This window comes from Streptomyces sp. NPDC005963, assembly GCF_040638655.1.
In the GTDB taxonomy this organism is placed as follows: Bacteria; Actinomycetota; Actinomycetes; order Streptomycetales; family Streptomycetaceae; genus Streptomyces.
This window is the reverse complement of sequence record NZ_JBEXVD010000007.1, coordinates 164,801-191,466: the sequence shown is the minus strand read 5'-3', so window position 1 is coordinate 191,466 and position 26,666 is coordinate 164,801. Positions and strand designations below refer to the sequence as shown.

Below are 26,666 nucleotides of genomic sequence, written 5' to 3'. Positions count from 1 at the left end.
GTGAGTTCGCTTCCCGATCCGAGCCGACAGATCCCCGTCATCGTCCTCGCAGGTTTCCTCGGGTCGGGCAAGACCACCTTGCTCAACCATCTGCTGCGCGCGAGCCGGGGCACCCGCATCGGAGCGATCGTCAACGACTTCGGGGCGATCGAGATCGACGCCATGACGGTCGCCGGCCAACTCGGCGACTCCACGGTCTCGCTCGGCAACGGCTGTCTGTGCTGCGCCGTGGACGCCAGCGAACTCGACGTCTTCCTCGACAAGCTCACCCGGCCCACCGCCCGTCTCGATGTGATCGTCATTGAGGCCAGCGGGCTCGCCGAACCTGCCGAACTGGTCCGGATGCTGCTCGCCAGCGGGAACGAACGCATGGTCTACGGCGGGCTCGTGGAAGTGGTCGACGCAGCCGAGTACGAGGCCACGCGCGAGCGCCACCCCGAGATCGACCGGCACCTCGCCCTCGCCGACCTGGTGGTGCTCAACAAGACCGACCGGGTCGACCCGGCTGCCCTCCAGCGGCTGCGCAAGGGCCTTCAGGGCTCCGCGGCCGTGGTCGAAGCCCGCTACGGAAGGGTCGACCCGGAGCTGTTCTTCGACCGCAGGCCCAGCACGGAACGGGTCGGCCAACTCGCCTTCGACGACCTCCTGGACCCGTCGTCCGACGACGGCCCCTGCGAGGGGGCGGAGTCGGACTGTGGCGATGCCCAGCACCTCCACGCCTCGTACGAGAGCGTCGCCTTCACCTCCAGCGCGCCCCTGCATCCGCGGCGACTGCTGGACTTCCTCGACACCCGGCCCGAGGGGCTCTACCGGATCAAGGGGTTCATCGACTTCGGGGCCGCGGACCCCCGCAATCGCTACGCCGTGCACGCCGTCGGGCGGTTCCTGCGGTTCTATCCCGAACCCTGGCCGCAGGACGCGGAGCGGCGGAGCCAATTGGTTCTCATCGGGTCCGCCGTCGACGGTCCGGGGCTGCTGGGAGATCTGGAGTCCACGCGCATCCACGAACTGGACGCGGCGCCGGACGAGCGCAGCCTCTGGGGCGTGCTGCGCTTCGTACAGACTCCCGCTGAGGACGGCCAAGACGGCCGTCACGGCGACGACAGCCATGACAGCCATGACAGTCACGACACCTACGACACCGACCACGGATCGGCGGCGAGCACGACGGCCCGGTACGGCGAGACGGAGCCGTACGCCTGGACCGGCCCCACCGAGGGGACTTAGGCGCCTCGCGCCGTCCCTCGACGGCTTCTACCGGGGGCTGCGCGGTCAGGTCTCGTCGGCACGCCCCCGAGGCGGGCCGACGAGACCTTCGCGGGACGCGCGTCAGCTCGGTGGGCCTGCCAGCACCGCCACCGCCACGTCGAACGGGGTCCCCGAGCCGTCCCGGCGCGGGTCGGGCTCGGGCAGGTCGGTCGGCGTGCCCGTCTTCAGCGCCGCACGGACCGGAGTCGCCCCGGCCCAGGCCAACAGCAACACGTCCTCGCCCTTGAGGAAACGCTGACAGCGCACTCCGCCCGTCGCCCGCCCCTTGCGCGGGTACTGGTCGAACGGTGTCACCTTCGCCGAGGTGAACGAGTCGTCCAACGCTCCGGTCGAGCCGGCCGCGGTGAACACCACCGCGTCCACCGCCGGATCGACCGCGGTGAACGAGATCACCCGCGCGTCCGCCGTCAACTTGATGCCGGCCATACCGCCAGCCGCCCGCCCCTGGGGCCGCACCTGTGCGGCGGGGAAGCGCAGCAGTTGGGCATCGGAGCTGATGAAGACCAGGTCCTCCTCGCCCGTCCGCAACTCGACGCCCCCGACGATCCGGTCGCCGTCCCTGAGGGAGATGACCTCCAGCTCGTCCTTGTTCGCCGGATAGTCCGGGACGACGCGCTTGACCACGCCCTGGAGGGTGCCCAGCGCGAGCCCGGGCGACGATTCCTCCAGGGTGGTCAGACAGATCACCGTCTCGCCCGCCTCCAGGGACAGGAACTCCGCCAGCGGAGCACCACCGGAGAGATTCGGAGCACTCGCCGTATGCGGCAGCTGCGGCAGATCGATCACCGACAGCCGTAGCAGCCGCCCGCTGGAGGTGACCACACCCACATCGCTGCGGGCGGTCGACAGGACCGCGGAAACGATCACGTCGTGCTTGGCACGCCTGGCGCCGTCCTCGGGCAGGGGCTCGCCCGTCGCCGTCCGTGCGAGCAGTCCCGTCGACGAGAGCAGTACGCGGCAGGGGTCGTCCGCGACCTCCAGCGCCACCGCCGCGACCAGAGCGGCACCCGACTCCAACAGGACCGTCCGCCGCTCGGTGCCGAACTTCTTGGCCACGGCAGCCAATTCCCCGGAGACCAGCTTGCGCAGCTCCGCGTCCGAATCCAGGATGCCGGTCAACGCCTCGATCTCCGAGGTCAGCCGGTCCCGCTCGCTCTCCAGCTCGATCCGGTCGAACCGGGTGAGCCGGCGCAGCGGAGTGTCCAGGATGTACTGCGTCTGGATCTCGGACAGCGAGAAGTGCTCGATGAGCCGCTCCTTCGCCTGCGCCGAATTGTCGCTGGACCTGATCAGCCGGATGACCTCGTCGATGTCGAGCAGGGCGACCAACAGGCCCTCGACCAGATGCAGCCGGTCACGGCGCTTGGTGCGCCGGAACTCGCTGCGCCGGCGCACCACGGTGAACCGGTGGTCGAGATAGACCTCAAGCAGCTCCTTCAGCCCCAGCGTCAGCGGCTGGCCGTCGACCAGCGCCACGTTGTTGATGCCGAAGGACTCCTCCATCGGCGTGAGCTTGTAGAGCTGTTCCAACACGGCCTCGGGGATGAAGCCGTTCTTGATCTCGATCACCAGACGCAGCCCGTGGGAGCGGTCGGTGAGGTCCTTGACGTCCGCGATGCCCTGGAGCTTCTTCGCCCCCACCAGGTCCTTGATCTTGGAGATCACCTTCTCGGGACCCACGGTGAAGGGCAGCTCGGTGATCACCAGGCCCTTGCGGCGCGGCGTGACGTCCTCGACGGTGGCCGTGGCGCGGATCTTGAAGGTGCCGCGACCGGTCGCGTACGCGTCCTTGATGCCGGCCAGCCCCACGACCCGGCCGCCGGTGGGCAGGTCGGGGCCGGGGACGAAACGCATCAACGTGGCCAGATCGGCCCCCGGATAGCGGATGAGATGACGGGCGGCGGCGATCACCTCGCCCAGATTGTGCGGCGGCATGTTCGTCGCCATGCCGACCGCGATCCCGGACGCGCCATTGACCAGGAGGTTCGGATACGCGGCTGGAAGGGCGACGGGTTCGCGCTCCTGGCCGTCGTAGTTCGGGGCGAAGTCGACGGTGTCCTCGTCGATGGACTCCGTCATCAACGAGGTCGCGTCGGCCATCCGGCATTCGGTGTACCGCATGGCGGCGGGCGGGTCGTCATTGCCCAGCGAGCCGAAGTTCCCGTGGCCGTCGACCAGGGGCACCCGCATCGAGAACGGCTGGGCCATCCGCACCAGCGCGTCATAGATCGACGCGTCACCGTGCGGGTGCAGCTTGCCCATCACCTCGCCCACGACCCGGGCGCACTTCACATAGCCGCGCTCGGGGCGCAGCCCCATCTCGTTCATCTGGTAGACGATCCGGCGCTGGACCGGCTTCATTCCGTCACGGGCGTCGGGCAGGGCACGGGAGTAGATCACCGAATAGGCGTACTCAAGGAAGGAGCCCTGCATCTCGTCGACGACGTCGATATCGAGGATCTTCTCCTCGAAATCGTCGGGCGGCGGGGTTTTCGTGCTGCGGCGGGCCATCGCGGCTGCTGCTCCTTCACGTACCGGATCGGGAACTGATGCCGACCATTGTGGACCGTCCCACTGACAACGCCGACCGCGACCCGGGAACTTCGCCAGGTGTCAGCCCGCTTGCATACAGTGGCAGTGCTGCGAAGACAACCAACAGCATCGCGATCGAAGGGACGTACATGCCCATGGGTCATACGGCCACAGCGCAGGCCGGTTCGGGCGGCCTGACAGCGACGGAGCACCGATTGGCCAACGGCCTGCGGGTGGTGCTCTCCGAGGACCACCTGACCCCGGTCGCCGCGGTCTGCCTCTGGTACGACGTCGGCTCGCGCCACGAGGTCAAGGGCCGCACGGGCCTCGCCCACCTCTTCGAGCACTTGATGTTCCAGGGCTCGAAGCAGGTCCACGGCAACGGCCACTTCGAGCTGGTGCAGGGTGCCGGCGGTTCGCTGAACGGCACCACGAGCTTCGAGCGCACGAACTACTTCGAGACCATGCCCACGCACCAGCTGGAGCTCGCGCTCTGGCTGGAGGCCGACCGCATGGGCTCGCTGCTGGCCGCGCTCGACGACGAATCGATGGAGAACCAGCGGGACGTCGTGAAGAACGAGCGCCGCCAGCGCTACGACAACGTCCCGTACGGCACCGCCTTCGAACGGCTGACCGCCCTCGCCTACCCCGAGGGCCACCCGTACCACCACACCCCCATCGGCTCCATGGCCGATCTGGACGCGGCGACCCTGGAGGACGCCCGCGCCTTCTTCCGCACGTACTACGCGCCGAACAACGCGGTCCTGTCGGTCGTCGGGGACATCGACCCCGAGCAGACCCTCGCCTGGATCGAGAAGTACTTCGGTTCCATCGCCTCCCACGACGGCAAGCAGCCACCACGCGACGGCTCCCTCCCGGAGAACATCGGCCGCCAGCTGCGCGAGGTCATCGAGGAGGAGGTGCCCGCCCGTGCGCTGATGGCCGCCTACCGGCTGCCGCACGACGGCACCCGCGAGTGCGACGCCGTGGACATCGCGCTGACCGTCCTCGGCGGCGGCGAGTCCTCCCGGCTCCACAACCGTCTGGTGCGCCGTGACCAGACGGCTGTGGCGGCCGGCTTCGGGCTGCTGCGCCTGGCCGGGGCGCCGTCCCTGGGCTGGCTGGACGTCAAGACCTCCGGGGGAGTGGAGGTTCCGCAGATCGAGTCCGCCGTCGACGAGGAGCTCGCGCGCTTCGGCGATGAGGGCCCCACGCCCGAGGAGATGGAGCGCGCTCAGGCACAGCTGGAGCGCGAGTGGCTTGACCGCCTCTCCACCGTCGCGGGCCGCGCCGACGAACTCTGCCGGTACGCGGTGCTCTTCGGCGACCCCCAACTGGCGCTGACGGCCGTGGACCGCGTTCTGAGCGTCACCGCGGACGAGGTGCGGGCGATCGCCAAGGCCCGACTGCGCCCGGACAACAGGGCGGTGCTGGTGTACGAACCGCTGCCGGCCCCGACGCAGGACGCCGCGGACGAGCAGAACGACGCAGAAGAGGGGGCGGACCAGTGACCGATGCAGCGCAGGCGCTGACCACCATGGAGTTCCACCCGCAGCCCCAGCCGGGGGAGGCCAGGCCCTGGGCCTTCCCCGCTCCCGACCGCGGGAGCCTGCCCAACGGCCTGACCGTGCTGCGCTGTCACCGTCCCGGCCAGCAGGTCGTGGCCGTGGAGATCTCCCTCGACGCACCGCTGGACGCCGAGCCCGAGGGCCTGGACGGCGTCGCCACCATCATGGCGCGCGCCCTCTCGGAGGGCACCGACAAGCGTTCGGCCGAGGAGTTCGCCGCCGAGTTGGAGCGCTGCGGTGCCACCCTGGACGCCCACGCGGACCATGCCGGGGTCCGGGTCTCCCTGGAAGTGCCCGTGTCCCGGCTGCTGAAGGCGCTGGGCCTGTTGGCCGAGGCCCTGCGCGCGCCCGCGTTCGCGGACAGCGAGATCGAGCGGCTGGTGCGCAACCGTCTGGACGAGATCCCGCACGAGACGGCGAACCCCGGTCGACGGGCCGCCAAGGAGCTGTACAAGCAGCTGTTCCCGCCCACGCTGCGGATGTCGCGTCCTCGGCTCGGCACCGAGGAGACGATCTCCCGGATCGACTCCGCGGCCGTACGCGCCTTCTTCGACGCGCATGTGCGCCCCGCCACCGCCACCGCGGTCGTCGTCGGTGACCTCACCGACGTCGACGTCGACGCCGTCCTCGCCGAAACCCTCGGCGATTGGTCGGGCGACAGCGGCGCGCCCCGACCGGTGCCTGCGATCAGCGGTGACGACCGGGGGCGCGTCGTCATCGTGGACCGGCCGGGTGCCGTGCAGACCCAACTGCTCATCGGCCGGGTCGGCGCGGACCGGCACGACCGGGTGTGGCCGGCGCAGGTCCTCGGGACGTACTGCCTGGGCGGCACGCTCACCTCGCGACTGGACCGGGTGCTGCGCGAGGAGAAGGGCTACACGTACGGCGTCAGGGCCTTCGGCCAGGTCCTGCGGTCGACCGCCGACGGCACGGGCGCGTCCCTGCTGGGCATCAGCGGTTCGGTGGACACGCCCAACACCGGGCCGGCGCTCGACGACCTGTGGAAGGTGCTGCGCACCCTCGCGGCCGAGGGCCTGACGGAAACCGAACGCGATGTCGCCGTCCAGAACCTGGTGGGTGTCGCTCCGCTGAAGTACGAGACCGCGGCTTCGGTGGCGGGCACCCTCGCCGACCAGGTGGAGCAGCACCTCGCGGACGACTACCAGGCCCAGTTGTATCGGCGGCTCGCCCAGACGGGCACCGTGGAGGCGACCGCCGCCGTGGTCAACGCCTTCCCGGAGGACCGTCTCGTCACGGTCCTCGTCGGTGACGCCGCCCAGATCGAGGAGCCGGTGCGCGCCCTCGGCATCGGCGAAGTGACCGTGGTGTCGGGCTGATTGACCGCTTCCGGCGGAAGCCGGTCCGCGTGTGGAAGAAGGGTCCCGGCGGCCGTGTGTCGTCGGGGCCCTTCGCCGCTTCGGCGGCGGTGCTGCGAACAGGCAGGAAACCTGTCCGTTTTACGGGGAAGGCCACCGTCTCGACTGTGGCGTGATTAACAAAAGAGCCGGTCTGTTTGGCGCCTGGCGGCCCGTCGGCTTAGCGTCAGTGCGGCTGTTCGCCGGCAGTACGCCGCATCCGCGGCACGGACAGCCATCGCCGAGTCCCCGTCAGACGTGAGTCTGGGGAGCCGGGGACCCAGGTCCCTTGGGGTGAATCGGGTGCCTTCGCCACTGTGCGGAGGGGCTCGTAGGAGACCTTCCTGCTCCGAACCCGTCAGCTAACCCGGTAGGCGAGAAGGAAGGAAAGGAACAGCCTCTTCATGGCGCTCGCCCGTTCCACCGGGAGACACCGTGCCCCGGGCCGCAAGACGCGTACGAGTGCGGGATTCGCCTCCGCCGCGGCCCTCGCCACCACCGGAGTCGTCGGGACCCTCGCCGGTCCGGCCCTGGCCGTCGATGACGGTTCCTTCGCCTCCGACGCCGGATCGGTCGCCAAGCCGGACGCCGACACCGCAGAAGGTGCAGACGGTACGGGCGAGACCTCCACGGGTGCCACACCGGTGACGCTGGACGCGGGCGTGACCGGCTCAGCGGGTTCCGCCGTCGTCCAGGCGAGGACCCAGCACACCATGACCGCGCAGATGCTGTCCGCGCACTCGCTGTCGGACGAGGTCGCCGACCAGGCCGTCATCCAAAAGCGCGAGGCGCTGGCCCGGATGGAGGCGGCTGCCGAGGCCCGGCGCAAGGCGGAGGCCCGCGCCAACGAGATACGCGAGGCCAAGGAGCGCGCGGCCCGTGAGGCGGAGCGCCAGCGGCTGAACGCCTTCCGGCTGCCGATCGCCGGATCCCATGTCACCACGGACTACCGTGCGGGCGGCTCGCAGTGGTCGTCCGGCAGCCACTCCGGCATCGACTTCCACGCCTCCACGGGCACCCCGGTGGTGGCCGTGGGCGCGGGGACGGTCGTCGAGGCGGGCTGGGGCGGGGCGTACGGCTACAACGTGGTCCTCAAGATGAACGACGGTTCGTACACGCAGTACGGGCACCTGTCCTCGCTGAGCGTCTCCGTGGGGCGGAGCGTGATGCCGGGTGACCAACTCGGCCGCGCCGGCTCCACGGGCAACTCCACGGGGGCGCATCTGCACTTCGAGGCCCGGACGAGCGCCGACTACGGGTCGGACGTCAATCCGCTCGCGTATCTGCGTGCCCACGGTGTGAAGATCTGACCGCACGGCACGGCCTGCACTGCACGGCCTGCACCGCACGACGGCCGGGCGAAGGTCACCGCGGATTGAGGTGCGCTGCCGGGGCGGGTAAGCCCGGCAATGGACCCACCGGCGGGCCGCACGGAGTGTCGAGAGCCGCGGCGTCAGCGTGCTCGGGTCAGACCGTCTCGGGAAGTTCGTCCAGACCTTCGGCCACCAGCTTCGCCAGCCGGTCGAGCGCCTCGTCGGCCCCGGGCGCGTCCGAAGCGAGGACGATCTCTTCGCCGCCCTGTGCGCCCAGTCCGAGGACGGCGAGCATGGAGGCGGCGTTGACCGGGTTGTCATCGGCCTTGGCGATCGTCACGGGGACGCCGGAGGCCGTGGCGGCACGGACGAAGATGGAGGCGGGACGGGCGTGAAGGCCCTCGGCCCAGCCGACGTTGACGCGGCGCTCAGCCATGGTGTTGCCCTTCGGGTTCAACGGTTGTCTAGACCAGTCTCTCACGCTGCCCCCTGCCGGAGGCGGTATCCGGAGCCGTGGCGCGTGCCCTCCGGGTCGGTGGGGCGGGGTGGTGGGTGCCGCTCGCGCGCACCCCAAGGACGTCGATCTTCCATCGCATCGGAAGGGTCCATTCCATATCCGGATCCCCACTCCGGCCACCTGACAGCGCCCTGCGAATCCACTCCCACGGCCGTCCATGGACGGGCCCCGCGCCCCACCCGCTCCCTGTGCTCCCGGTCGCACGCCGACGAAGATCGGCCGTCGCGGAGTGTGCCGGGTAGCCCTCGCGATCCGTCGGCGAGCTTTAGGCTGCCGTCATGCAGACCCCGCCCGAGCACGCGTACCCCGATCACTGGGAAGCGGATGTGGTGCTGCGTGACGGCGCCACCGCGCGCATCAGACCGATCACCACCGAGGACGCGGACCGTCTGGTCAGCTTCTACGAACAGGTCTCGGACGAATCCAAGTACTACCGCTTCTTCGCCCCCTACCCCCGGCTGTCCGCCAAGGACGTGCACCGCTTCACCCACCACGACTACGTGGACCGGGTGGGGCTCGCCGTCACCGTCGGCGGCGAGTTCATCGCCACCGTCCGCTATGACCGCATCGACGCCCGCGGGCGCCCCGCCAGCGCGCCCGCCGACGAGGCGGAAGTCGCGTTCCTCGTCCAGGACGCACACCAGGGCCGGGGCGTGGCCTCCGCCCTGCTGGAGCACATCGCGGCGGTGGCCCGGGAGCGGGGGGTCCGCCGTTTCGCGGCCGAGGTGCTGCCGGCCAACACCAAGATGATCAAGGTGTTCCGTGATGCGGGCTACACCCAGAAGCGCAGCTTCGAGGACGGCTCCGTCCATCTGACGCTCGACCTCGAACCCACCGCCGAGTCCCTGGCCGTGCAGCGGGCGCGCGAACAGCGCGCGGAGGCCCGTTCCGTCCAGCGCCTGCTGGCACCCGCATCGGTCGTCGTGATCGGCACCGGCCGCTCGATCGGCGGGGTGGGTCGGGCCGTCCTGCGCAACCTCCTCGCCTCCGGCTACACCGGCCGCACCTATGCCGTGAACCGTTCCTTCCCTCCCGACCAGCGTGACGTCGACGGGGTGCCCGCCTTCCGGTCCGTCGCCGAGATCGCCGCCGAAACCGCCGGGGGAGTCGATCTGGCCGTCGTCGCGGTGCCCGCGGAACACGTACCCGACGTGGTCGCCGACTGCGGCGAGAACGGTGTGCGCGGACTCATCGTGATCTCCGCGGGGTACGCCGAGAGCGGCCCCGAGGGCCGGGACCGCCAGCGCGACCTGGTGCGACAGGCCCGCTCCTACGGGATGCGGATCATCGGCCCCAACTCCTTCGGCATCATCAGCACCGCCGACGCCGTACGCCTCAACGCCTCCCTCGCCCCGCACTCCCCGGCCCCCGGTCGCATCGGCCTGTTCACCCAGTCCGGCGCGATCGGCATGGCCCTGCTCTCGGGCCTCCACCGCCGCGGCGCCGGCCTCTCCACCTTCATCTCCTCCGGCAACCGTGCGGACGTGTCCGGGAACGACTTCCTCCAGTACTGGTACGAGGACCCCGAGACCGATGTCGTCCTGCTGTACCTCGAATCGATCGGCAACCCGCGCAAGTTCACCCGGCTCGCCCGCCGCACCGCCGCCGTCAAACCGGTCGTGGTCGTGAAGGGCGCGCGCCACAGCGGCAGCGAGCCGCCCGGCCACGCCGTCCCCGTCACCCGCATCCCCGACGCGGCCGTCGGAGCGCTGCTGCGCCAGGCGGGCGTGATCCGCGTCGACACGGTCACCGAACTCGTTGACGCGGGCCTCCTGCTGGCTGGCCAACCACTGCCCGCCGGCCCCAGGATCGCGATCCTGGGCAACTCCGAGTCCCTCGGGCTGCTGACCTACGACGCCTGTCTGACCGAGGGGCTGCGCCCCCTGCCGCCGCTCGACCTGACCACCGAGGCCACCCCGGCCGACTTCGGCGCCGCGCTCACGCGTGCCCTCGCGGACGACGGCTGCGATGCGGTCGTGGTGACGGCGATCCCCTGGGTGGGGGATGACGGAGACCTCCGATCGGGCGATGCCGAGTTCCTGGCGGCGGCGCTGCGCGAGGCGGCGGCGTCGGCCCCGGCGAAACCGGTGGCCGTGGTCCATGTGGAACTCGGGGGCCTCTCCTCGGCACTGGCGGCGGTCCGGCCGCGGGCCACGGGCCGCCGGCCCGAGCCCCCGGCCGAGGCTCGGCAGGTCCCCCCACAGCCGCAGCCGCCCGCGCCACCCGAGGGCGAACCCGTGCCGGACACGGCGCCCCGGGAGGGCAACGGGACGGCCGGCCTGGATCGGCAGGGTCCTGCCGTGGGTGCCCCGGGCTCCACGACGGACCGGCCCGCCGAGTCAGCGCCCGCCCCCGGTCGTCGCATCCCCACCTACCCCGCCGCGGAACGTGCCGTACGGGCCCTGTCCCAGGCCGTTTCCTACGCCAGGTGGCGACGGGACGCGGCCGAGCCCGGCAAGGTCCCGGCGTACGACGACATCGACGAGAGCGGTGCCGCGGCTCAGATCCATGATCTGCTCGGAGCCGCGGAGGACGCCCCCGCGGCCACGCTCCCGACCGACGAGGCCCACCGGCTGCTCGCGCGCTACGGAATCGAGGTGCGGGGTGCGCTCGCCGCACCCGGGCCGGACGCTGCGGTCGCGGCGGCCGAGCGGCTCGGGTACCCGGTGGCGCTCAAGACCACCGCCCCCCATCTGCGGCACCGCCCCGACCTCGGGGGCGTGCGCCTCGACCTAGCGAACGAGACCCAGTTGCGGCAGGCGTACGGGGAGCTCACCGCCCTGCTGGGCAAGCCCGTCGAACTGCAACCCGTCGTACAGGCGATGGCGCCCCGGGGCGTGGACACGGTCGTGCGTGCGGTCATCGATCCCGCCGTGGGTGCGGTGCTGTCGTTCGGTCTCGCCGGCGCCGCATCCGAGCTCCTCGGCGACACCTCCCACCGGCTCGTCCCTGTCACCGACCGCGATGCCGCCGAGCTGATCAGGACAATCCGGACTGCTCCGCTCCTTTTCGGCTGGCGCGGTTCGGCCCCGGTCGACACCGCGGCCCTGGAACAGCTGTTGTTGCGTGTATCACGTCTTGTCGATGACCACCCGGAAGTGGTCGGAATCAGTCTTGAACCCGTCGTTGTGGCTCAGCATGGTCTCTCTGTGCTCGGGGCATCCGTCCGGCTCGCGCCCCCCGCCGCCTTCACTGACCTGGGCCCACGTCGACTCCCGAGCTACTGAGCGGACTGAACGCTTGACCCCCCACTGGCCCCGTAGGATGGACCGCATGGCGAAGACCGGTACGACGACCCAGGGGCTGCGCGCGGCAATCGAGCGCAGCGGCTACTACCCGGCTCTCGTGGCCGAGGCGGTGGAGGCCGCCGTCGGCGGCGAGCAGATCAGCTCGTACCTGGTGCACCAGGAGACCACCTTCGACGCCAACGAAGTACGGCGTCACGTCACCGTGCTCGTCCTGACGAGCCACCGCTTCATCGTCAGCCACACCGATGAGCAGACGGCCGACTCCAGCTCCCCCACGCCCTACGCGACGACCTCGACCGAGTCCGTCAAACTCGACCGGATCTCCTCGGTCGTGGTCAGCCGGGTGGTGGCGAACCCCGAGTCATACACGCCGGGCACCCTGCCGCGCGAAGTCGTCCTGACCATCGGCTGGGGCGCGGTCGCCCGCCTCGACCTGGAGCCCGCCGCCTGCGGCGACCCCAACTGCGAGGCCGACCACGGCTACACGGGCAACTCCACCGCCGACGACCTGAGCCTGCGCGTCAGCGAAGCGGGCGACGGCCCCGACACCGTCCGACAGACCCTGGTCTTCGCCCAGGCCCTGTCCGAGGCGACCGCCGCCACGGTGTCCACCCCCGGCCGGGCGACCGGCCGCTGATGGTGCTGTCCACGCCCCAGTCCGCCTGGCCCGATGACCCGGCGCCGCTCGCCGTCGGCACGGCACCCGTCCCCGCGTACGGCCGTGCCTCGCTCGCCGATCTCCTCCCCACGCTCGTCGCAGGTCAGGGCGTTGCCGGATATGAGCGGCTGATGGCCGAGCTCACCCCCGCCGACCGTAACTGCGTCTTCCTGATCGACGGCCTCGGCTGGCAGCAGATCAAGGACCATCCGGACGAGGCCCCCTACCTCACCTCGCTGCTCGCCAGCTCACGGGGCGCCACCGGCCAGCCCATCACCGTCGGGTTCCCGGCGACGACCGCGACGTCCCTCGCCTCGGTGGGCACCGGCCTCGCGCCGGGCCTCCACGGGCTGCCCGGATACATGGTCCGGGACCCCGCGAGCGGTCGGCTGATGAACCAGCTGCGTTGGAAGCCGTACACCGATCCGCGCTGCTGGCAGCCGTACCCCACCGTCTTCCAGCGCGCGCACGAGGCCGGTGTGCACACCGCCCAGGTCTCGTCCCCCATATTCGAGCACACCCCACTCACCGAGATCGCCCTCAGCGGCGGCACGTTCCACGGCCGGCTCAGTGCCGAGGAACGGATGGATCTGGCCGCCGAGCAGTTGGGCGCGGCCGATCGCTCCCTGGTCTACACGTACTACAGCGAAGTCGACGGCAAGGGGCATCGCTTCGGCATCGACTCCGATGCCTGGCGCGGCCAACTCATGTACGTCGACCGGCTGGTCCAGCGCCTCGCGGAGCAACTGCCCCCGCGCTCTGCGCTCTACGTCACCGCCGACCACGGCATGATCGACATCCCCTTCGACGAAGAGTCCCGCATCGACTTCGACGAGGACTGGGAGTTGCGCGCCGGCGTCGCCCTGCTGGGCGGGGAGGGCCGCGCCCGCCATGTGTACGCGGTCCCCGGAGCCCAGTCGGACGTACTGGCCGTCTGGCGCGAGGTGCTCGGCGACCGATTCTGGGTCGCGAGCCGCGAAGAGGCCGTGGCCGCGGGCTGGTTCGGGCCCAGGGTCGACGAGCGGGTGACCGGCCGTATCGGCGATGTCGTGGCCGCGGCCTGCGCCGACGTGGCGATCACCGCATCCGTCAACGAGCCGAACGAGTCGGCGATGGTGGGGATGCACGGTTCGATGACCGCCACCGAACAACTGGTGCCCCTCCTCGAAGTCCGCCCCTGACCTCGTACCGACCTCCCGCACGAGATCGTGTTCTTCCCTGATCACCGACTCATCGCCAACACATAGCCAACACATCGCCCCGGTGGCGCGACCGTCGCCGCACCGACCTGAAAGGCCCTCACTCCGCCATGCCCGAGTTGGTGTTCTTCTCCGGAACCATGGACTGCGGCAAGTCCACCCTGGCTCTGCAGATCGAGCACAACCGGTCGGCTCGCGGCCTTCAGGGTGTGATCTTCACCCGTGACGACCGTGCCGGTGAGGGGAAGCTCTCCTCACGGCTCGGTCTGGTCACCGATGCGGTCGAGGCCGCCGAGGGCTTCGACCTCTATGGACACCTCGTCGACCGGCTCTCCCAGGGCGGACGCTGCGACTACGTCATCGCCGACGAAGCACAGTTCTTCGCCCCCGAGCAGATCGACCAGCTCGCGCGGGTGGTGGACGACCTGGAGCTGGACGTCTTCGCCTTCGGCATCACGACCGACTTCCGCTCCAAGCTCTTCCCCGGCTCCCAACGCCTGGTGGAACTCGCCGACCGCATAGAGGTCCTCCAGGTGGAGGCCCTCTGCTGGTGCGGAGCCCGCGCAACGCACAACGCCCGCACGGTCGGTGGGTTGATGGTGGTCGAAGGTGCCCTGGTGGTGATCGGAGACGTCAACGCCGACGGGGTGGCCGGGGAGGTCGGCTACGAGGTGTTGTGCCGACGCCATCACCGCCGCCGGATGACCGCCGCGAGCGCTCGGGCGGCGGCGCTCTCCCCGGACGTGCTGCCTGTCGACTCCGGTCCGACGTCCCCCCGCTCCACCGGTGTCGAGCAGCGGGGCGCCGTCGCCGGCCACCACTGATCTCCTTCGGCCGGCCCCCCACCCCACTCGACCCCGGGCCGGTCCCGAGGACGCCCACCGCCCTCCACGGAACCGGCCCTCAGCGCTTCTGCTCCCGAGCCCTTTACCGCCCGTGCCCTCTGAGAAGCCCTCCTAGAAGCTCTCTTGAACGCTTCGTCGAGTGCGCAGGAGGTCAGGACCGCTGTCGTACGAGGGTGAACACCGCGCCCTCGGGGTCGGAGACGGTGGCCGTGCGGCCGTGCGGGCCGTCCGACGGAGGAGTGATCACCTGCCCGCCCAACTCGATCACCTGGGAGGCGCTGCGATCGGTGTCCTCGACCTGGAAGTACGTCATCCAGGCGGTACCGCGACGGCGTGACAGGGTGCGCCCCACCCCGTGCAGCGCCGCCACCGCCCGCCCGTCCAACAACAGCGTCACACGATCGTTCTCCTCCCCCTGCGGTGACCCCGCTTCCGGTTCTGCGGGGGTGTCCTTCTCGATCTCGTAGCCGAAGACCGTTTCGTAGAACTTGCTCACCGACGACGTCGTCGAGGTCAGCAACTCGTGCCAGACCGGTGTGCCGTGGGTGCCGTGCAGCGAGATGCCGTGGTGACTCGCGGGCTGCCAGAGACCGAACACCGCACCCGCGGGGTCGGTCACGATCGCCATCCGTCCGGCGTCGGCGGCATCCAAGGGGCCCACCCCCACGGTGCCGCCGCTGCATCTGACCAACTCCGCTGTGGCGTCCGCGTCGTCGGTCCACAGATAGGGCGTCCAAGCGATCGGCAGTTGACGATCGGCGGGCAGCCGTCCGATACCTGCGACCTCCTTGCCGTCGAGGAGCCCGCGCACATAGGGGCCGAGTTGACCCGGCCCGGGGGAGAACTCCCATCCGAAAAGCTCGCCGTAGAACATCTGGATCTCATCAAGGCCGTGCACCATCAAGCTCACCCAGCAGGGTGTGCCGGGTGTGCGCCGAGTTGCCTCGGTCATCGTGACTCTCTCCTCGGACCATCGTGGTGGCCGTACGGGGGGACGGGGCGCGCGCCGTCGTAGGGAAAGGGCGTGCGCCCCGAGCGAATGGTTCCATCCCCCGGCGCTCAGTGCGCCCTGGCCGCGCCGCTTTTGGCGGGTTGCCTCCCCAGCATGCCGGATTTGTCATTGCAGATCTGTTTCGGAGGCATTCCGCGGCGCCGGCGGTGAGCGAGGATGGCCGGCATGAACCCCATCATCTCCGCCGACGATCTCGCCGCTGAGCTGGCCGGCGAGCAGCCGCCCGTTCTCCTCGACGTCCGTTACCAGTTGGGAGGGCCCCACGGTCGGGACGCCTACGACGCCGGGCACATTCCCGGTGCGGTCTTCATCGATCTGGATGCGGAACTGGCCTCCCCGCCCGGGATCGACGGTCGCCATCCGCTGCCCGACGTCGGCGTCTTCGGTGCGGCCATGCGGCGCGCCGGGGTGTCGGCCGGGACCCCGGTGGTTACGTATGACGCCGCGCAGGGATGGGGTGCGGCCCGGGCCTGGTGGCTGTTGCGGTGGGCCGGTCACGGATCGGTGCGGGTGCTGGACGGTGGGCTCGCCGCGTGGGAGGGGCCGTTGGAGAGCAAGGCACCCGAGCCGACCGAGGGTGACTTCGCCCCTGAGCCGGGTGCGCTTCCCCTGTTGACGGCGGACTCGGCCGCAGCGCTGGCCCGCTCGGGGGTGCTGCTCGACGCCCGCGCCCCGGAGCGCTATCGGGGCGAGGTGGAGCCGATCGACCCGGTGGCGGGGCACATCCCGGGCGCGGTGTCGGCCCCCACGTCCGAGAACGTGGACGAGCATGGACGTTTTCTGCCCGCCGCCCGGCTGGCCTCCCGCTTCGCGGCGCTCGGTGCCGAGGCGGGTACCGAAGTCGGGGTCTACTGCGGTTCCGGGGTGTCCGGTGCGCACCAGGCCGTTGCGTTGGAGCTCGCGGGCTTCACTCCGGCGTTGTACGCGGGGTCCTGGTCGCAGTGGACACAGGACCCGGCGCGGCCGGTGGCGACCGGGCCGGACCGCGGCTGACGCACCGGGTCGCGGGGCGGTTCGCGCCGGGTCCGGTCGGGGAGGGGTGCATCTCGGACCTTTCACATGGTTGTGAGATGGTCAGCTCAGCAGTGCAGCAATACCCCGAGTGCGCCGAAATCCGGCACGACCGTACGCAAGGAAAGGCACCGCCCCGGCCATGGACCAGAGCTTCTCCGTGCACATCCCCGACGCTTCGCTTGACCCCGACCCGCTCGACCCCGGGCAGATCGTCTCCGGCACTCCCGAGGTCAGCGGCAAGCTCCTGTGGGAGTCGGGCGACGGCAGGCAGTTGCGCGGGATTTGGCAGATCACGCCCGGTGTGGTCACCGACGTCGAGGAGGAAGAGCTCTTCGTCGTCATCAGCGGTCGGGCCACGATCGACATCGAGGGCGGTCCGACGCTCGATGTCGGACCGGGCGACCTGGGGGTGCTGAGCCGGGGTGACCGGACGACCTGGACCGTCCACGAGACGCTCCGCAAGGCGTACGCGATCACCCTGCCTGCGGAGGGCTGAGCCCGCACGCGCCGATCGTTCCGCACACTCCCCGGTATGGCTCGCCCTACCGGGGAGCGTTGTGTTCACCGGAGTGAGTCACTGCGGATGGCTGAAATTGACGTTGTGTCAGTAGTCGTGCTGCCCGGTTACATCCAAGGTCAATTAGGTTAGCCTTCCCTAAATGTTCTTAGTGAAGCTCTCCACGGGCCGGACACCGCGAGGAACCGACCACGTGCAGCCACTCCCGCACGCCCCCCGCACCGTCGATCGGAGCGGCCGGAGCCGCAGCAGGCTGACCTCGCTCGTCGGCGTGCTGCTCGCCCTCGCGCTCTCCCTGACGGCCTGCGGCGACTCCGACGGCGAAGACGGCCCGACCGGCTCCGGCCAGACCGGGGCCGCCGGATCCTTCCCGGTCTCCGTCACTCACGCCAAGGGCAAGACCGTCGTCCCGTCCAAGCCCAAGCGGGTCGTGGCTCTCGGCTACGTCGACGTCGCGGTGGCCCGGGCGCTGGGCGCACCGATCGTCGGCGCCCTGAAGTTCGGCGGCGGTGCGGACGGTCGGAACTTCCCCGCCGTCACCCCGCCCCTCGACGAGGACGTCGCGGTTCTCGACGAGGTCAAACCCAATGTCGAGAAGATCGCCGCGCTGCGCCCCGACCTCATCCTGATGACCTCGGGCCAGCCGACCTACCAGGAGGTCTTCGCCAAGTTGAGCGCGATCGCCCCCACGCTCGGCTACCGCACCAAGCTCGCCCAGGACGACCCCACGGAGACCACCCAGCTCATCGGTGAACTCCTCGGTGAGAAGCAGACGGCAGCGGAGTTGATCGCACGCTCGGAGCGGGCGATCGCGGACTTCGTGGCCAAGTACCCGGAGGCCAAGGGCAGGAAGGCGCTGTTCGGCCAGGCGCTCCCCGACAACGCCTATCTGCTCGTCACCCCCGATGCCCAGGTGAACCGCTTCTTCGCACGATTGGGGCTCACGGTGCCCGCCGAGTTCGCAGCCCTCGCGGGCGACGTCGGACCCACCGGCAGTGCCGCGCTCAGCCTGGAGGAACTCGATCGACTCGACGCGGCCGACATCGCGTTCCTCCTCTTCAGGGACGCGAAGATCAAGGACCATGCCCTGGTGAAGGCGCTCGACCTCACCAAGACCGGGCGACTGGCCAGCCTCGACATGGGGACGGCCTATGTGGTGCTCCTGCCGAACCCGGCGAACACGGCGTATCTGCTGAGCAAGATAGAACCGACCGTGGCGAAGCTGGTGCAGTGACGACCGGGTCCGGGGGTCCGGACCACCGGACCGGTCCGTGGATCGAGCGCCGAACGATGTGACGGTTGCGGTGTCGGGCGGGTCCCCGCGGGCCCGCCCGGCAGTGTGACGCCCTTCATGGGCGGGGGGTGGAAGTCCCGATGATCAGCGAATGAGGTTAGCCTAGCCTTATTGTTACTGAACTTCTGGGGGTGGACCCGTGGCCGGGACACTGAGGTACTCCGCGTTGCACGTCAGCCGCACCGAACGCATCACCCCGCTCATGCAGCGGGTGACCTTCGGTGGTGAGGATCTGGCCGACTTCAGCCATGTCAGTCCCGATCAGCACTCCAAACTGTTCTTCCCCCGGCAGGAGGGGCGCGCTCCCGTCGTACCGCCGATGCCCCCGGACGGCGATGTGGGCCGTTGGTACCAGGACTATCTGGCCATGCCCGAGTCCGAGCGGCCGTGGATGCGCAGCTACACCATCCGCAGCCACGATCCGGTGCGCCAGGAGATCGACATCGACTTCGTGCTCCACGGCGAGGGCGACCACGGCGGCCCGGCATCCCGATGGGCAGCCGAAGCCGAACCCGGTGATGTCGTGGGCATGTACGGGCCCCGGGTGAGCCACTACCGCACCCCGGGGGTCCGGGACTGGACGCTGCTGGTGGGCGACGAGACCGCGCTACCGGCGATCGGCGCCCTGATCGAGGCGTTGGAGCCGGGCGAGCGCGCGATCGCGTACATCGAAGTCGACGGTGCGGCCGAGGAGCAGGAGTTCACCACCGTCGGCGATGCGACGGTCCACTGGCTGCACCGCGGGGGAGCCGCGGCCGGACACTCGTCGATCCTCGCCGATGCGGTACGGGCCGCCGACTTCCCTGCGGGGGACGTGTTCGCCTGGGTGGCCGGCGAGTCCTCGGCCGTCCGCACGCTCCGGCGCCATCTGGTCAACGACCGGGGCATCGACAAGCGGGCCGTCGCCTTCACCGGGTACTGGCGGCTCAAGCTCACCCAGGACGACGCCCCGACCACGGACGATCTCGCCGACCAGGCCGAAGCGCAGGACGAGGCGCTGGAAGTGACCGGCTGAGACCCCCGCCCGCAGGCGGGGGCACGGGGGTCACCGGTTCGTTCGGGCGGTGGCCCCCATCTGTGCGGAGAGCCGTTCCGTCGTCTCCAACAACACCTGCGTACAGCGCTTCGTCTCGCTCCGGAACCGTTCCCGGGGCCCACAGATGCTGATCACCCCGACCGGGCTGCCGTGGTGGTCGAAGAGGGGAGCCGCCACGGAGGCCGATCCGGACTGGCGTTCCGCGACGGACTGGGCGAAGCCCCGTCTGCGGATCGTGGCGATGTCCTTGCGGAGTGCGGCCTCGTCGGTCACCGTCGATTCGGTGAGGCGCGCGAGTTCCTCGCCCAGGTAGGCGTCGATCTCCTCGTCGGAGAGGAACGCCAGGAACGCCTTGGACGAGGCGCCCGCGTGCAACGGGTAGGGGATGCCCAGCCGGACGGACATGATGACCTCCCGGTTGGGGGTCACCTGGTCCACGTACACCCGGCTCCCCGAGGTGAGGATCGAGAGCGTCGCCGTCTCGTCGGTCACCCGGGACAGCCGTACCAACTCCGGTGCCGCGAGTGCGCGGACGTCGATCCGATCCAGATAGGCCAGCCCCAGTCGCATGGTGCTCAGCCCCAGCGAGTAGCGGCGGGTCTCCTCGTCGACCTCGACCAGTCCGCGGACGCGCAGGGCGGCGAGGATGCGGTGCACGGTGGGTTTGGACAGTCCCAGGCGCTCGGCGATCTCGGTGACGCCGAGCGTGGTGGTACCGGGTTCGGCGAAGAGCAGCAGCACGTCCGCGGATCGTTCGACCGTGGCGGCGGTCTGACTGCCGGTTTCCGTCTTCCGGACCCTTGCCGCTCCGGGGGCGTCAGTCGGCATCGGCTTCCTTATCGGTGGGGGATCGTGGTGTGGGACAGATACCACCACGGACGGTCTGGGCGTGCCGCCGACTTCACCGCTTTCGCACCCGCAGTGCCGTGCGCGGGAGCCCGGTGCGGTCGGCGACCACCCGATCATAGGAACAGTGCGCGTACGTCCGGTGCCTGGGCCAGTCGCCCGGTCACCTCAAGGAGCCGTGCCACGCCCGACTCGGGCAGGCTGCGGGCGGCGTTCAGCCGGAACTTGGTGAGCAACTGTTCCCGGCTCAGCGGCTGGCTCGGCCCGCCGAGCGAGGAGTCCACCCGTTGCTCCAACACCGAGCCGCCCTTGGTGCGGACCCGCACCACCGCTGCGAACGCGTTCGGGAAGATGTCGCTGGCGCGTTCGTCCACCGTACAGACCACCTTGGCGGCCAGTTCCAGCCGCTGGGGATCGTTGAGCGTCTCCTCGGTGAAGTCGTCGAGGTAGACGCCGAGCCCACCGCCGCCGAGCAGTGCGGTCGCGACGGTGAAGGGTCCGGAGAACTTGGCGTGGTAGGCGGTGTGCGGCCGGATCTTCTGTTCCCTGGGCTCGGCGACCGTCCGCAGGGTGGGCGCGGGCATCCCCAGTTCGATGGACACCACGTCGCCCGGGTCGAGACCCTCCCGGCGCAGGGCCAGCGCACAGTCGATCGCCGGATGGGTGAAGTGGTTGGACGGGTAGGGCTTGTACACCGTCCGCAGGGTCTCCCACCGCTCACCGAGTCCGCCCAGCATGGCGTCCATGTCGCAGGTGCCGTCCAGCCAGGCCTGGAAGAAGCCGAACCGGCCCTCCAGTACGGTCGGCGGCCCGGTGATGCCGGCCCGGGCCAGTGCCGCGGCGGACACTCCCGCGTGGGCGGCCCAACCGCAGTGGATGCGTTTGACCGTGCCCCCGGTGCGATTGGCCTCCAGCAGCCCCGAGCCCATGCTCGCCGCCACTCCCATCGCATCGGCGACACCGCCCTCGTCGAGGCCGTAGAGCAGTGCGGCAGCCGCTGCCGCGCCCAAGGTGCCGCAGATCGAGGTGGCGTGCTGACCCTTCTCGAAGAAGACGGAGTTGCGGATGTCCGGGAGGTACGAGGCCATGCCGAGGCGGTTGCAGATCTCGATGCCCGCCGCCACGGCCGCGGCCAACTGCTCGCCGCTCGCGCTGACCTCCTCGGCGACGGCGAGGGCGGCGGGGACGACCGATGCGCTGGGGTGCAGTACGGAGGGCAGATGGGTGTCGTCGAAGTCGAGGGTGTGCGCGAGGGTGCCGTTGACCAGGGCCGCCTGTGGTGCGGGCAGTCGGTCCGGGGCGCCGAAGAGGCTCGACTGGGGTGTGCCGCCCCAGGCGCGCACGGTCTCCAGGACGGCCTCAGCGGGGCCGCCTTCGGCGCGGCCGGCCAGACAGTTGCCGACCACGTCGAGCACCCGGCCGGTCACGTCCTCGGCGACCGGGCCCGGGAGTCCCTCGTCCCGGCACTCGACGGCGAAGTGCGCCAGCTGCTGGACCGCGGTCAGCGAACTCCGGTCGGTCGTGTGCACTTCACTCATCGTCGATCACCGCCAGCGGGCGTACGGGGGCGCCGGTCGCACCGACGACGTTCAGCGGGTTGAGGACCAGGGTGAAGTCCCGTACACCGCTGTCCAGCAGTTCGTCCAGCTTCATCGTCTCCACGATGTTGATGCCGGACTCCACCAGCAGGACGCGGTGGACGGGCAGGGTGGCGTGGCCCTCGCCGGGGGCGAGGTGTTCGAAGGCGATGGTTTCGCCGCCGACCGCGCGGGGGCGGCGTTCGGCGAGCCAACGGCCGGCGGCCTCGCCGGGGCCGGGGACCCCGTCCGCGTGGCCGATGAAGGACGCTCCGTCGTCCCACAGCCGTGACCAGCCGGTTCCGATCAGGAGGACGTCCCCGGGCTGCGGCGCGAGCCCTGCCGCCGCCTTGTCGAGGTCGTCCGGGGTGATCTCGTATCCCGCGGGCAGGGTGGGCACACCGTGGACCGCGGCCACGTCGAGCAGTACGCAACGGCCGACGTAGGGCGTGAAGTCGTCGATGCCGAGTCGGCTGAATCCGTTGTGACTGGTGATGCCGTCCGGCTTGAGTCCTCCGTAGACCAGTCCGTCCTGGGAGACGTGGGCGATGGCGTCCACGTGGGTGCCCACATGGCCACCGGTGATGATGATCTCGTTGGCAGCCGAGCCGCCGTCGGTGCGGACCATGTCACCGTGTCGGCGTTCCAGGAGCATCCGGAACGGTGGGTGGTTGGGCGACTGGGGCATTCCCCGTCGCAGGGGCTGGGCGAGGTCTATCAGTCGCATCGTCAGATGACGCCCTTCGCATGGAGTCGGTCGATCTCTTCGGGAGCCAGGCCGAGCCGGCTGCCGTAGACCTCTTGGTTGTGGGCGCCCTTCGCGGCGCCGGTCGAGCGGATGGAACCGGGTGTCCGGTCGAGCCGGAACAGCACGTTCTGCATCCGCAGCGGCCCAAGGTCGGGGTCCTCGACGGTGGTGATGGTGTCGAGGGCCCGGTACTGGGGGTCGGCGAAGACATCGCGGATGTCGTAGACGAGCGCGATCGCGGCCTGGGCCTTCTCGAAGGCGCTGATCACGTCGTCGGCGTCGCGCTCCGCGATCCAGCCGCCGACGTAGCCGTCGAGGAGGTCCGCGTGTTGTGCCCGGCCGGAGCCGCCGGCGAACCAGGGTTCGTCGATGACTTCGGGGTGGCCGACCAGGGTGAGCACCCGTTCGGCGATGTTCTGCGAGCTGGTCGACACGGCGACCCAACGGCCGTCGCGGGTGCGATAGGTGTTGCGTGGGGCGTTGTTGACCGAGCGGTTGCCGGTGCGTTCCTGGACGATCCCCAACTGATCCCAGATCATGGGCTGCGGGCCGAGGAGGGTGACCAGGGGTTCGATGATGGCGAGGTCGACCACCTGACCGTCGCCGCCGTTGGCGTTGCGGTGGTGCAACGCCATCATGATGGCGTTGACGCAGGTGAGAGCAGCTATTCCATCGGCCAGACCGAACGGCGGCAGGGTCGGCGGGCCGTCCGGTTCTCCGGTGGCGGCGGCGAATCCGCTCATGGATTCGGCGAGGGTGCCGAACCCGGGGCGCTTCGAGTACGGCCCGAACTGGCCGAACCCCGTGACGCGGGCGATCACCAGTCGGGGGTTGATCTCCCGGAGGACGTCGGGGGATAGTCCCCAACGCTCCAGGGTGCCGGGCCGGAAGTTCTCGATGAGTACGTCGGCCCGGGCGGCGAGCCCCCGGAGCAACTCGGCTCCCTCGTCGGAGCTGAGGTTGCAGGTGATGGCCTTCTTGTTGCGGCCGAGCATCTTCCACCACAGCCCGTGGCCGTCCTTGGCGGGGCCGTGGGTGCGTGATGGGTCCCCTTTCAGCGGATGCTCGACCTTGATGACCTCGGCGCCGAAGTCGCCCAGGATCGTCGCTGCTAGCGGTCCTGCGAAGAGGGTGGCGAGATCGAGTACGACGATCCCGTCCAGTGGTCCCGGCTCAGACATCTGTCCTCCCACCTGTTCCACTTATCGGAATGCTGTTACGAATCTGCCGGCAGACTCTAGCCCTGAATGTAGAACGGCGTTACGATTTTTGGAACAGCCCGGGCGGCTCTAACACCGCGAAGGAGGTGACGGTCGGTCAGACCACTTGACCGACCCGGCCCGTATGACTCGATACGACCTGCTTGTCAAAGGTGGAGTCCTCGTGCTCCCGTACCACGGCGAAGTCCGTGCGGACCTCGCCGTCGCCGACGGCCGCATCGTCGCCATCGGTGACGACCTGCCCACCACCGACGCCGCGGAAGTCCTCGATGCGGAGGGCAAGGCGGTGCTGCCGGGAGCGGTGGACGCCCACTTCCACATCGGTATCTACCGGGACCTGGCGCTCGACGCCTACGAGGAGACCCGCTCCTCACTGGTCGGCGGTGTGACCTCCGTGCTGTCCTACTTCCGCACCGGACAGCACTATCTCGACCGCACCGGCTCCTACCGGGAGATCTTCCCCGAGGTGCTGGACGCGGTGGCCGGACAGTCGTTCACCGACTACGGCTTCCACCTCGCGCCCATGACCGTGGACCAGATCGGGGAGATACCCTCCCTCGTCGCCGACCACGGCATCACGTCCTTCAAGTACTACATGTTCTACAAGGGCTTCGACCTCGCTGCGAACAGCAGGGACGCCCGCTCGTTCACCATGGGCGACGAGTACGATCTCGGACACCTCTACCTGATCCTCGAACAGCTCGCGAAGACCCAGCAGGACCATCCCGACCTGCGGCTCTCCCTCTCTCTGCACTGCGAGCAGGCGGAGCTGATGCGCGTCTTCATCGAGCGCACCCAGAACAGCGGTCAGCCGCAGAATCTCAAGGCGTACTCCGACGGCCGCCCCACCCTCACCGAACAGGTGGCGATCTCCGAAGCCACCACCCTCGCCGGACACACCGGCACCAACGTCAATCTGCTCCACCTCTCCAGCGCCGACGCACTCCGCTCGGCGATCACCGGCCGGCAGCTGCACGGCAACGACGCTCGGTTCGAGGTCACCCTCCACCACCTGTGCCTTGACCACGAGAGCCTGGACGCCCGCGGTGGGCTCGGTGCCAAGGTCAACCCGCCGATCCGCACCCCGCAGGACAGCGAATTCCTGTGGCAGGGCATCAAGGACGGCCAGGTCAGCTGGGTGGCGTCCGACCACGCCTGCTGCATGGAGGAGCACAAGGGCGACGAGCTGTGGCCCGCACGCCCCGGCTTCGGCGGTACGGCGCTGCTCTACCCCGTACTCATCAGCGAGGGCCACCACCGCCGGAACATCCCGTTGACCCGGATCGCCGAACTGGCCTCCGCCAACCCCGCCAAGGCGTACAACCTCTGGGGCCGCAAGGGCAGCCTCGGCGTCGGCTTCGACGCCGACTTCACCGTGGTGGACCTGGAGCTGGAGCGGGAGGTCAGCACCGATCTGCTGCTCTCCGGGCAGGACCACTGCCCGTTCGACGGTGTCGCCGTCCGCGGTTGGCCGGTGGCCACCGTCGTCGGCGGGCGGCTCGCCTACCAACTCGGCAAGGACGGTCCGGAGATCATCGGCGAACCCTCGGGCGCCTATCTGCGCCGCGACTGAGACGCGCCGGTGGCGGCCGTACGACCCGGCCGCCACCGGCTGCACCCGTTGGCTCGTGATCCAGCTGAAGGGAGCTCCATGCGATCGGCCCTCTATGTGCCGGGCAACGCCCCGGACAAGCTCGCCAAAGCGCTCGACCGGGGCGCAGACGCACTCATCGTCGATCTGGAGGACGCGGTACCACCGTCAGGGAAGGACGGGGCCAGGTGCACGGTGGCCGAATGGTTGGGCTCGCTCGGCCCCCGGGCGGCACCGCGCCTATGGGTCCGCATCAACCCCGGTGAGCAGGGGCTCGCCGACATCGCAGCCGTGGCGTCGCCCGCGGTGGTCGGCTTCTGTGCCGCGAAGACGGACAGCGTGGGCCGTCTGGTTCAACTGGACGGCGCGCTTCGGCGCAAGGAAGGGGAGATCGGTCTCCGGCGGGGGACCTTCGGGCTCGTACCACTGCTGGAGTCGGCCGCGGCGGTGCACGCGGCTCCGCTGCTGGCGCGCGGTCCGCGCGTCGTACGCCTCCAGTTGGGTGAGGCGGACCTCTGTGCCGACACCGGCATCGAGCCGGGGGCGGACGAGCGCGAGTTGCTGTACGCGCGCTCCCGAGTGGTGTTCGCGTCGGCCGCGGCCGGCATCGGTCCGCCGATGGGGCCCGTGAGCACCGACTTCCGTGATCTCGATCGGTTGCGCGCCTCCACCCGGGCGTTGAAGCGGCTCGGCTTCCGCGGGCGGGCGTGCATCCATCCGGCACAACTCAACGTCGTCCACGAGGTGTTCACACCGTCCCCGGACGAGCTGGACCGGGCACGGGACCTCCTCGGACGGTACGAGCGGGCGAGGGCCGCGGGGGAGGGGGTCTGTCTGGACGGTGGTGGGCGATTGGTCGACGAGGCCGTTGTGCGCTCCGCCCGTCGGGTCCTGGCACAGACGGGAGCACAGCCACTGACGGCTTCCTGAGACTGTCCGCCCCTGTCCGCCCCTTGTTGGCACCGGGGAAACGGCTCCTCGTTGTGTTGTGTCTGCCTCTGGGTCCCGCAGGAGTGAGAGTCCCCCCGGGGTCGGGCGTGCCACGGGGCCGGGCTTCTGTTTGGGGCTGGCTCCGCCGTGCCCTGCCGGGCCGGTGGCAGAACGAGAAAGGCACACTGCTGCCCGCCCCTCATCTGCCGACTGTCCAGCGCTCTCCGCCATGGATTCCCCACTGCATCGAGAACTGGCCACCGACTCCGGTCACCACATCGCCGGCCCGTTTTCCTACCCACCTCCGAGCTCGCAGTGCAGCTCAAAGCGGCCTTCGGGTACTCAAACGCCCGTGCCGGGAATTTTCCGAGCCAATC

General features: G+C 70.0%; 21 protein-coding genes and 1 riboswitch. Of the genes, 14 read left to right on the top strand and 7 right to left on the bottom strand.

Annotated elements, in window-relative coordinates; all coding sequences use genetic code 11:
- On the top strand, positions 1 to 1,227 hold the full coding sequence (locus ABZ348_RS13600; protein ID WP_358932496.1) for a CobW family GTP-binding protein: 1,227 nt from the start codon (positions 1 to 3) through the stop codon (positions 1,225 to 1,227).
- A 102-nt stretch (positions 1,228 to 1,329) separates the two neighbouring features.
- Here the strand turns inward: ABZ348_RS13600 and ABZ348_RS13595 are convergent, their stop codons facing one another.
- A complete protein-coding gene (locus ABZ348_RS13595; protein ID WP_358932494.1) occupies positions 1,330 to 3,780 on the bottom strand; it encodes a DNA topoisomerase IV subunit A in 2,451 nt (816 codons plus the stop codon).
- 176 nt (positions 3,781 to 3,956) lie between these two features.
- Here ABZ348_RS13595 and ABZ348_RS13590 point away from each other — a divergent pair, with 176 nt between their 5' ends.
- The 3 genes from ABZ348_RS13590 to ABZ348_RS13580 all read left to right on the top strand — a co-directional run bounded on the left by ABZ348_RS13590 (position 3,957) and on the right by ABZ348_RS13580 (position 8,034).
- Positions 3,957 to 5,312, top strand: a complete 1,356-nt coding sequence (locus ABZ348_RS13590) for a pitrilysin family protein (protein WP_358932610.1) — start codon at positions 3,957 to 3,959, stop codon at positions 5,310 to 5,312.
- 26 nt (positions 5,313 to 5,338) lie between these two features.
- A complete protein-coding gene (locus ABZ348_RS13585; RefSeq protein ID WP_358932608.1) occupies positions 5,339 to 6,706 on the top strand; it encodes a pitrilysin family protein in 1,368 nt (455 codons plus the stop codon).
- Positions 6,707 to 6,953: 247 nt separating this feature from the next.
- Positions 6,954 to 7,116, top strand: a riboswitch (cyclic di-AMP (ydaO/yuaA leader).
- Positions 7,117 to 7,128: 12 nt separating this feature from the next.
- Entirely contained in the window at positions 7,129 to 8,034 is a 906-nt protein-coding gene (locus tag ABZ348_RS13580) for a M23 family metallopeptidase (protein WP_358932492.1), read from the top strand.
- 157 nt (positions 8,035 to 8,191) lie between these two features.
- On the opposite strand, the gene ABZ348_RS13575 is transcribed toward ABZ348_RS13580, so the two are convergent.
- Positions 8,192 to 8,473, bottom strand: a complete 282-nt coding sequence (locus ABZ348_RS13575; protein WP_358932490.1) for an HPr family phosphocarrier protein — start codon at positions 8,471 to 8,473, stop codon at positions 8,192 to 8,194.
- Positions 8,474 to 8,832: 359 nt separating this feature from the next.
- On the opposite strand from ABZ348_RS13575, the gene ABZ348_RS13570 reads away from it, so the two are divergent.
- From ABZ348_RS13570 to ABZ348_RS13555, 4 genes are all read left to right on the top strand, one after another.
- On the top strand, positions 8,833 to 11,781 hold the full coding sequence (locus ABZ348_RS13570) for a GNAT family N-acetyltransferase (RefSeq protein ID WP_358932488.1): 2,949 nt from the start codon (positions 8,833 to 8,835) through the stop codon (positions 11,779 to 11,781).
- Positions 11,782 to 11,827: 46 nt separating this feature from the next.
- On the top strand, positions 11,828 to 12,439 hold the full coding sequence (locus tag ABZ348_RS13565) for a DUF5998 family protein (protein WP_358932486.1): 612 nt from the start codon (positions 11,828 to 11,830) through the stop codon (positions 12,437 to 12,439).
- Positions 12,439 to 13,641 carry a nucleotide pyrophosphatase/phosphodiesterase family protein gene (locus ABZ348_RS13560; RefSeq protein WP_358932484.1) on the top strand — a complete coding sequence of 401 codons (1,203 nt, stop codon included), beginning with the start codon at positions 12,439 to 12,441 and terminating at the stop codon, positions 13,639 to 13,641. Before ABZ348_RS13565 ends, ABZ348_RS13560 begins: the two co-directional genes overlap by 1 nt.
- A gap of 128 nt (positions 13,642 to 13,769) precedes the next feature.
- The gene (locus tag ABZ348_RS13555; RefSeq protein WP_358932482.1) at positions 13,770 to 14,483 is read left to right on the top strand and encodes a thymidine kinase; all 714 of its coding nucleotides are present in this window, start codon (positions 13,770 to 13,772) and stop codon (positions 14,481 to 14,483) included.
- 172 nt (positions 14,484 to 14,655) lie between these two features.
- On the opposite strand, the gene ABZ348_RS13550 is transcribed toward ABZ348_RS13555, so the two are convergent.
- Positions 14,656 to 15,456 (bottom strand): VOC family protein, encoded by an 801-nt coding sequence (locus tag ABZ348_RS13550; protein ID WP_358932480.1) that lies wholly within the window; start codon positions 15,454 to 15,456, stop codon positions 14,656 to 14,658.
- Positions 15,457 to 15,681: 225 nt separating this feature from the next.
- Here ABZ348_RS13550 and ABZ348_RS13545 point away from each other — a divergent pair, with 225 nt between their 5' ends.
- The 4 genes from ABZ348_RS13545 (at position 15,682) to ABZ348_RS13530 (ending at position 19,356) form a co-directional block, all read left to right on the top strand.
- The gene (locus ABZ348_RS13545) at positions 15,682 to 16,509 is read left to right on the top strand and encodes a sulfurtransferase (protein ID WP_358932478.1); all 828 of its coding nucleotides are present in this window, start codon (positions 15,682 to 15,684) and stop codon (positions 16,507 to 16,509) included.
- 160 nt (positions 16,510 to 16,669) lie between these two features.
- On the top strand, positions 16,670 to 17,026 hold the full coding sequence (locus tag ABZ348_RS13540) for a cupin domain-containing protein (protein WP_358932476.1): 357 nt from the start codon (positions 16,670 to 16,672) through the stop codon (positions 17,024 to 17,026).
- Positions 17,027 to 17,240: 214 nt separating this feature from the next.
- Positions 17,241 to 18,281 carry an ABC transporter substrate-binding protein gene (locus ABZ348_RS13535; RefSeq protein WP_358932474.1) on the top strand — a complete coding sequence of 347 codons (1,041 nt, stop codon included), beginning with the start codon at positions 17,241 to 17,243 and terminating at the stop codon, positions 18,279 to 18,281.
- A 199-nt stretch (positions 18,282 to 18,480) separates the two neighbouring features.
- The gene (locus tag ABZ348_RS13530; RefSeq protein WP_358932472.1) at positions 18,481 to 19,356 is read left to right on the top strand and encodes a siderophore-interacting protein; all 876 of its coding nucleotides are present in this window, start codon (positions 18,481 to 18,483) and stop codon (positions 19,354 to 19,356) included.
- A gap of 30 nt (positions 19,357 to 19,386) precedes the next feature.
- Here the strand turns inward: ABZ348_RS13530 and ABZ348_RS13525 are convergent, their stop codons facing one another.
- From ABZ348_RS13525 to ABZ348_RS13510, 4 genes are all read right to left on the bottom strand, one after another.
- Entirely contained in the window at positions 19,387 to 20,205 is an 819-nt protein-coding gene (locus tag ABZ348_RS13525) for an IclR family transcriptional regulator (protein WP_358932470.1), read from the bottom strand.
- Positions 20,206 to 20,339: 134 nt separating this feature from the next.
- Entirely contained in the window at positions 20,340 to 21,761 is a 1,422-nt protein-coding gene (locus tag ABZ348_RS13520) for an MmgE/PrpD family protein (protein ID WP_358932468.1), read from the bottom strand.
- Positions 21,754 to 22,527, bottom strand: a complete 774-nt coding sequence (locus tag ABZ348_RS13515) for a cyclase family protein (RefSeq protein ID WP_358932466.1) — start codon at positions 22,525 to 22,527, stop codon at positions 21,754 to 21,756. The genes ABZ348_RS13520 and ABZ348_RS13515 overlap by 8 nt, the downstream gene beginning before the upstream one ends.
- Positions 22,528 to 22,529: 2 nt before the next feature.
- A complete protein-coding gene (locus tag ABZ348_RS13510) occupies positions 22,530 to 23,729 on the bottom strand; it encodes a CoA transferase (RefSeq protein ID WP_358932464.1) in 1,200 nt (399 codons plus the stop codon).
- A gap of 202 nt (positions 23,730 to 23,931) precedes the next feature.
- On the opposite strand from ABZ348_RS13510, the gene ABZ348_RS13505 reads away from it, so the two are divergent.
- A complete protein-coding gene (locus ABZ348_RS13505; protein WP_358932463.1) occupies positions 23,932 to 25,341 on the top strand; it encodes a dihydroorotase family protein in 1,410 nt (469 codons plus the stop codon).
- A 78-nt stretch (positions 25,342 to 25,419) separates the two neighbouring features.
- A complete protein-coding gene (locus tag ABZ348_RS13500; RefSeq protein ID WP_358932461.1) occupies positions 25,420 to 26,289 on the top strand; it encodes a CoA ester lyase in 870 nt (289 codons plus the stop codon).
- Positions 26,290 to 26,666: the final 377 nt, after the last annotated feature.

Coding starts and splice junctions, on each gene's coding strand:
- ABZ348_RS13595 (WP_358932494.1), bottom strand. CDS start 3,780: ATGGCCCGCCGCAGCACGAAAACCCCGCCGCCCGACGATTTCGAGGAG.
- ABZ348_RS13590 (WP_358932610.1), top strand. CDS start 3,957: ATGGGTCATACGGCCACAGCGCAGGCCGGTTCGGGCGGCCTGACAGCG.
- ABZ348_RS13585 (WP_358932608.1), top strand. CDS start 5,339: ATGGAGTTCCACCCGCAGCCCCAGCCGGGGGAGGCCAGGCCCTGGGCC.
- ABZ348_RS13580 (WP_358932492.1), top strand. CDS start 7,129: ATGGCGCTCGCCCGTTCCACCGGGAGACACCGTGCCCCGGGCCGCAAG.
- ABZ348_RS13575 (WP_358932490.1), bottom strand. CDS start 8,473: ATGGCTGAGCGCCGCGTCAACGTCGGCTGGGCCGAGGGCCTTCACGCC.
- ABZ348_RS13570 (WP_358932488.1), top strand. CDS start 8,833: ATGCAGACCCCGCCCGAGCACGCGTACCCCGATCACTGGGAAGCGGAT.
- ABZ348_RS13565 (WP_358932486.1), top strand. CDS start 11,828: ATGGCGAAGACCGGTACGACGACCCAGGGGCTGCGCGCGGCAATCGAG.
- ABZ348_RS13560 (WP_358932484.1), top strand. CDS start 12,439: ATGGTGCTGTCCACGCCCCAGTCCGCCTGGCCCGATGACCCGGCGCCG.
- ABZ348_RS13555 (WP_358932482.1), top strand. CDS start 13,770: ATGCCCGAGTTGGTGTTCTTCTCCGGAACCATGGACTGCGGCAAGTCC.
- ABZ348_RS13550 (WP_358932480.1), bottom strand. CDS start 15,456: ATGACCGAGGCAACTCGGCGCACACCCGGCACACCCTGCTGGGTGAGC.
- ABZ348_RS13545 (WP_358932478.1), top strand. CDS start 15,682: ATGAACCCCATCATCTCCGCCGACGATCTCGCCGCTGAGCTGGCCGGC.
- ABZ348_RS13540 (WP_358932476.1), top strand. CDS start 16,670: ATGGACCAGAGCTTCTCCGTGCACATCCCCGACGCTTCGCTTGACCCC.
- ABZ348_RS13525 (WP_358932470.1), bottom strand. CDS start 20,205: ATGCCGACTGACGCCCCCGGAGCGGCAAGGGTCCGGAAGACGGAAACC.
- ABZ348_RS13520 (WP_358932468.1), bottom strand. CDS start 21,761: ATGAGTGAAGTGCACACGACCGACCGGAGTTCGCTGACCGCGGTCCAG.
- ABZ348_RS13515 (WP_358932466.1), bottom strand. CDS start 22,527: ATGCGACTGATAGACCTCGCCCAGCCCCTGCGACGGGGAATGCCCCAG.
- ABZ348_RS13510 (WP_358932464.1), bottom strand. CDS start 23,729: ATGTCTGAGCCGGGACCACTGGACGGGATCGTCGTACTCGATCTCGCC.
- ABZ348_RS13500 (WP_358932461.1), top strand. CDS start 25,420: ATGCGATCGGCCCTCTATGTGCCGGGCAACGCCCCGGACAAGCTCGCC.